This window comes from Shewanella sp. AC91-MNA-CIBAN-0169 (genome assembly GCF_040310165.1).
GTDB lineage: Bacteria > Pseudomonadota > Gammaproteobacteria > Enterobacterales > Shewanellaceae > Shewanella.
The window spans coordinates 1-4,270 of record NZ_JBEOPM010000049.1 but is presented as its reverse complement, the minus strand read 5'-3'; the positions used below and the strand labels follow the sequence as shown (position 1 = coordinate 4,270).

At 39.9% G+C, this 4,270-nt stretch carries 4 protein-coding genes and 4 tRNA genes; 7 read left to right on the top strand and 1 reads right to left on the bottom strand.

Features of this window, described 5'->3' with window-relative positions:
- The first annotated feature begins 477 nt into the window (after positions 1 to 477).
- Together murB and birA are read left to right on the top strand one after the other, a co-directional pair.
- The gene (gene murB / locus AAEY98_RS21975; protein WP_351019648.1) at positions 478 to 1,494 is read left to right on the top strand and encodes a UDP-N-acetylmuramate dehydrogenase; all 1,017 of its coding nucleotides are present in this window, start codon (positions 478 to 480) and stop codon (positions 1,492 to 1,494) included.
- A complete protein-coding gene (gene birA / locus AAEY98_RS21970; RefSeq protein ID WP_351019645.1) occupies positions 1,491 to 2,453 on the top strand; it encodes a bifunctional biotin--[acetyl-CoA-carboxylase] ligase/biotin operon repressor BirA in 963 nt (320 codons plus the stop codon). The genes murB and birA overlap by 4 nt, the downstream gene beginning before the upstream one ends.
- 37 nt (positions 2,454 to 2,490) lie before the next feature.
- Here birA and coaA read toward each other — a convergent pair whose 3' ends face one another.
- Positions 2,491 to 3,441: a type I pantothenate kinase gene (coaA, locus tag AAEY98_RS21965; protein ID WP_351019642.1), complete on the bottom strand. Its 951-nt coding sequence runs from the start codon at positions 3,439 to 3,441 to the stop codon at positions 2,491 to 2,493.
- A gap of 223 nt (positions 3,442 to 3,664) precedes the next feature.
- Here coaA and AAEY98_RS21960 point away from each other — a divergent pair.
- The 5 genes from AAEY98_RS21960 to AAEY98_RS21940 form a co-directional block, all read left to right on the top strand.
- Positions 3,665 to 3,740, top strand: a tRNA-Thr gene (locus AAEY98_RS21960).
- 7 nt (positions 3,741 to 3,747) lie between these two features.
- Positions 3,748 to 3,832, top strand: a tRNA-Tyr gene (locus AAEY98_RS21955).
- Between the two features lie 35 nt (positions 3,833 to 3,867).
- Positions 3,868 to 3,941, top strand: a tRNA-Gly gene (locus AAEY98_RS21950).
- Between the two features lie 9 nt (positions 3,942 to 3,950).
- Positions 3,951 to 4,023 (top strand) — tRNA-Ile (locus AAEY98_RS21945).
- 116 nt (positions 4,024 to 4,139) lie between these two features.
- A partial coding sequence (locus AAEY98_RS21940; RefSeq protein WP_351019651.1) for a GTP-binding protein occupies positions 4,140 to 4,270 on the top strand: 131 nt, incomplete at its 3' end.

Genomic DNA, 4,270 nt, shown 5'->3' with positions numbered 1-4,270 from the left:
TGACAGCAGTTTGTCGAATATGCCCATGCGTCCCCTTCGGGGATAAAAGAGTAGGTCATTTCCAGGCGCCTAATTGATTCGAAAGAGTCGTGAAACAGCCCGCTATCATGTAGCGGGCTTTTTTACGTCTGCAATTTATAGTGTAGAGTTTGTTATTGGCAAAACAAGTCCTCAGAAATAAGCCTTAAGCAGTGTGGCCAATATGCCTATGCGTCCCCTTCGGGGATAAAAGAGTAGGTCATTTCCAGACGCCTAATTGATTTGAGAGAGTCGCGAAACAGCCCGCTATTATATAGCGGGCTTTTTTCCAAAATTAACATTCAACTTACATCCCAGCTACAATTAGTACTAAAGTTATCCATTATAGTTAATGCATAGTGCTTTTAGATTGATATGTTTTTAGCGTGATCATGCTAATTTGTTAGCTATTCCCTGCTACAATAACTATATATTTCTGAATACGATGCCTTTCTATCTATGCCTATTTTGCTTACTTCATTAAACACATTTGGCCTTAATCAGTATTGCGACTCTTTAGTTGAAGTGACTAGCAAAGAGGAGTTAATAAAGATAAGTTTTGAGTTGTATCAACAACAGAAGAACATGCTTATTCTCGGAGGAGGCAGTAACGTCGTATTTACTGACAATTTTCAGGGAACTGTGGTTAAAGTTAGCACCAAGGGCATTACGATTAATGAAGATGATGATTTTTATTATCTCACGGTTCAAGCCGGTGAAAATTGGCATCAATTAGTTAAATATTGCTTAACTAAACATATTTATGGTTTAGAAAATATGGCTCTGATCCCTGGAACTGTAGGCGCAGCGCCAATACAAAATATCGGTGCTTATGGTGTTGAGTTTAATCGTTATTGTCACAAGATTGAATTTTTACAACTCGATACTGGTAACTTGGTACATTATAATAACGAACAATGTCACTTTGGTTATCGTGAATCCATTTTTAAACAACAATTTAAAAACTTAGTTGTTATTACTGAGGTGACCCTAAAACTGGCTAAAAAGTGGGTGCCGGTGATAAGTTATGGACCTCTTCAACACTTAGACGCTATAGATGTATCGGCGCAACAAATATTTGATTGTGTTTGTATGGTTCGTCAATCTAAGCTGCCTGATCCTAAAATATTGGGTAATGTAGGAAGTTTTTTTAAGAACCCAGTTGTATCAACAGACGACTATGACTCACTTAAAAGTCGTTATGGATCCTTAGTGGGTTACCGACAGGTTGATAACCATTACAAACTTGCTGCAGGTTGGCTAATAGAACATGCTGGCTTGAAGGGCGTTAATATCGGTGGTGCAGCAGTCCATCAAGATCAAGCTTTGGTGTTAGTTAACCTAGGTTATGCAACTGGTAATGAAGTATGCCAATTAGCGAAACACATTATTCAGATGGTTTTTGATAAATTTGCGGTTACATTACAACCTGAGCCTAGGATTATTGGCTCTGTTGGGGAGATTGAAATAAAATGAATGAGCATTGGTCACGTAAACGCCAAATTTTAGCGTGTTTACATCATGAACGTTTTGTTTCTGGTGAGGTAATTGCGCAATCTTTATCGCTTACTCGCGCGGCAATTAATCAGCATATAGATGCATTAAAAGATTATGGTATCGAAATTTATAGTGTGAAAGGAAGAGGCTACAAATTAGCAAATCCAGTGTCGTTGGTAAATGAGTCTCATCTTGTTAATGGAATTGATGGCCGTTGTTTTTATTTTGATGAAACGACCAGCACTAATGCTTTTATGCTTGGGCATGCCTCTGAATTAAAATCAGGGGATATTTGCATTGCTGAATATCAATCCGCTGGTCGAGGTCGAAGAGGGCGTCAGTGGTTGTCTCCTTATGCTCATCATATTTATGCTTCAATGTTTTGGCGTTTAAATAATGATATTAGTCATGCCAGTGGTTTAAGTTTAGTTGTTGGTTGTTCCATTGTTAAATCTCTAGCTGACTTTGGGATTGAGGGGTTAGGGCTTAAATGGCCAAATGATATCTACCTTGATCATAAAAAATTGGCTGGAATTTTAGTTGAGGTTTGTAATTCATCCGCTAATAAAACAGAATTAGTCATTGGTTTTGGTATCAATATGAGTATGTCTGTAGAGCAGGGGGAGCTAATAGACCAGCCATGGAACGATCTGTCTAGTTTGGTGAATATGCCAGATAAAACGGAGCTATTAATTAAATTACATCAAACCCTTAAGGCTGATTTACAGCTGTTTGAGCAGAAAGGGTTGGGTGCATTCTTAAAACGTTGGAATGAATTTGATTTATTTATTGGCCGTGAAGTATCACTGCTAATGGCACCTAATTCAGTTAACGGTACTTGTCGAGGTATTGATGAACAAGGGGCTTTGTTGCTTGAAAACGAGCAAGGGCTTACACGTTATCTTGGCGGTGAAATTAGCCTTAGAGCAGTAATGTAGATGCCAGAAGTGAGCCTAGGAATAGGCTCATATGTTATTATTTTCTAAGTAAAACTCGGTCCATTAAATGGTTGGGGCCTTTTTGCAAAATGAGGTGGGCCCGCTCTCGTGTTGGTTGAATGTTTAATGATAAATTTGGGCCATTAATGGTATCCCAAATATTAGCAGCAATCACATTCGCCTCATCATCGGTTAAAGATGAATAGTGATGAAAAAATGAGTTTGGATCACTAAATGCACCAGTTCTAAATTGCAAAAACCGCTGTTTATACCAATCTTTTAACAACGACTCATCAGCATCGACGTAAATTGAAAAATCAACAAAATCTGATACAAATGGCCTTCTTGTGTCTATTGGGGTATCTAAACCCGTTTGCAGCACATTTAGCCCTTCTAAAATTAAAATATCAGGCTGACAGATGGCTTGATGCTCGTCGTGACATCTATCGTATGTAACATGTGAATAAAGCGGTGCAAGAATCTCTTTCTGTCCCGCTTTAACTGCCGAAATGAATTCTACCAACATTTTCATGTCGTAACTTTCAGGAAAACCTTTGCGTTGGAGCAACCCTTTACGTTTTAGGTCTGCCAAGGGATATAAAAAACCATCAGTGGTGACTAAATCAACTTTAGGATGCTCAGGCCAACGTTGCAATAACGTTTGTAAAATACGCGCTGTGGTACTCTTACCAACGGCGACACTTCCTGCGATACTAATGATATAAGGACCAGGGGAAGCTTTTTGCTCCAGAAACTTATCAAGAACAAGTCCACGCTGTTGTTTTGAGCCGACAAATAAATTCAGTAAACGGCTGAGAGGAAGGTAAATGTCAGTGACTTCGTCTAAAGACAGCTTTTCATTCATACCACGCAGGTTTTCTAATTCAGCCTGACTCAATGTGAGCGGCACTGATTTACGTAATTCAGCCCAATGCTCGCGCTGAAAAGCAAAGTAGAGTGCATCTTGTATTGAGTTAATTGGATTCATAACCATTCCTCTAGGTTGGTCAGGCACATTACACTATCGAATAAATGGCGACAATAGTTTGCTCCTCATTTGTCTTCATCGCCCATTACATTTGCCTATAAATCACACTTTCTAAGTGAAACGAGTGTAAAAAAACGTCATTTGAAACTTTTTTTTGGTTTTTTATCATTTTCCTATTGCACTCCGAGGCACATTTACCTAATATCCGAACCCGAAATGACACGCCGGCATAGCTCAGTTGGTAGAGCAACTGACTTGTAATCAGTAGGTCCCGAGTTCGACTCTTGGTGCCGGCACCATTTTTCTGGAGGGGTTCCCGAGTGGCCAAAGGGATCAGACTGTAAATCTGACGGCTCAGCCTTCGAAGGTTCGAATCCTTCTCCCTCCACCACTTTCTAGGTAGTTAGGTAGCCTAAAATAGGTTGCGCGGATGTCGTATAATGGTATTACTCCAGCCTTCCAAGCTGATAACGCGGGTTCGATTCCCGCCATCCGCTCCAAATTTGTTCGCTGATATGGCTCAGTTGGTAGAGCGCACCCTTGATGAGGGTGAGGTCGGCAGTACGAATCTGCCTATCAACATCCCATGTCATGAATAAACTTCCTAACCCTAAACAATCGATTCGATGTCATTTTTATGCATCGGATTTTTACTATATGTGTTTTCATCACCAAGATAATTGGACTGAGGCAATACCATGGCAAAAGCTAAATTTGAACGTAAAAAGCCCCATGTAAACGTGGGCACCATCGGTCACGTTGACCATGGTAAAACAACTTTAACAGCAGCAATCTCTGCCGTTTTGTCTAAAACTTATGGTGGTGAAGT

Coding starts and splice junctions, on each gene's coding strand:
- murB (WP_351019648.1), top strand. CDS start 478: ATGCCTATTTTGCTTACTTCATTAAACACATTTGGCCTTAATCAGTAT.
- birA (WP_351019645.1), top strand. CDS start 1,491: ATGAATGAGCATTGGTCACGTAAACGCCAAATTTTAGCGTGTTTACAT.
- coaA (WP_351019642.1), bottom strand. CDS start 3,441: ATGAATCCAATTAACTCAATACAAGATGCACTCTACTTTGCTTTTCAG.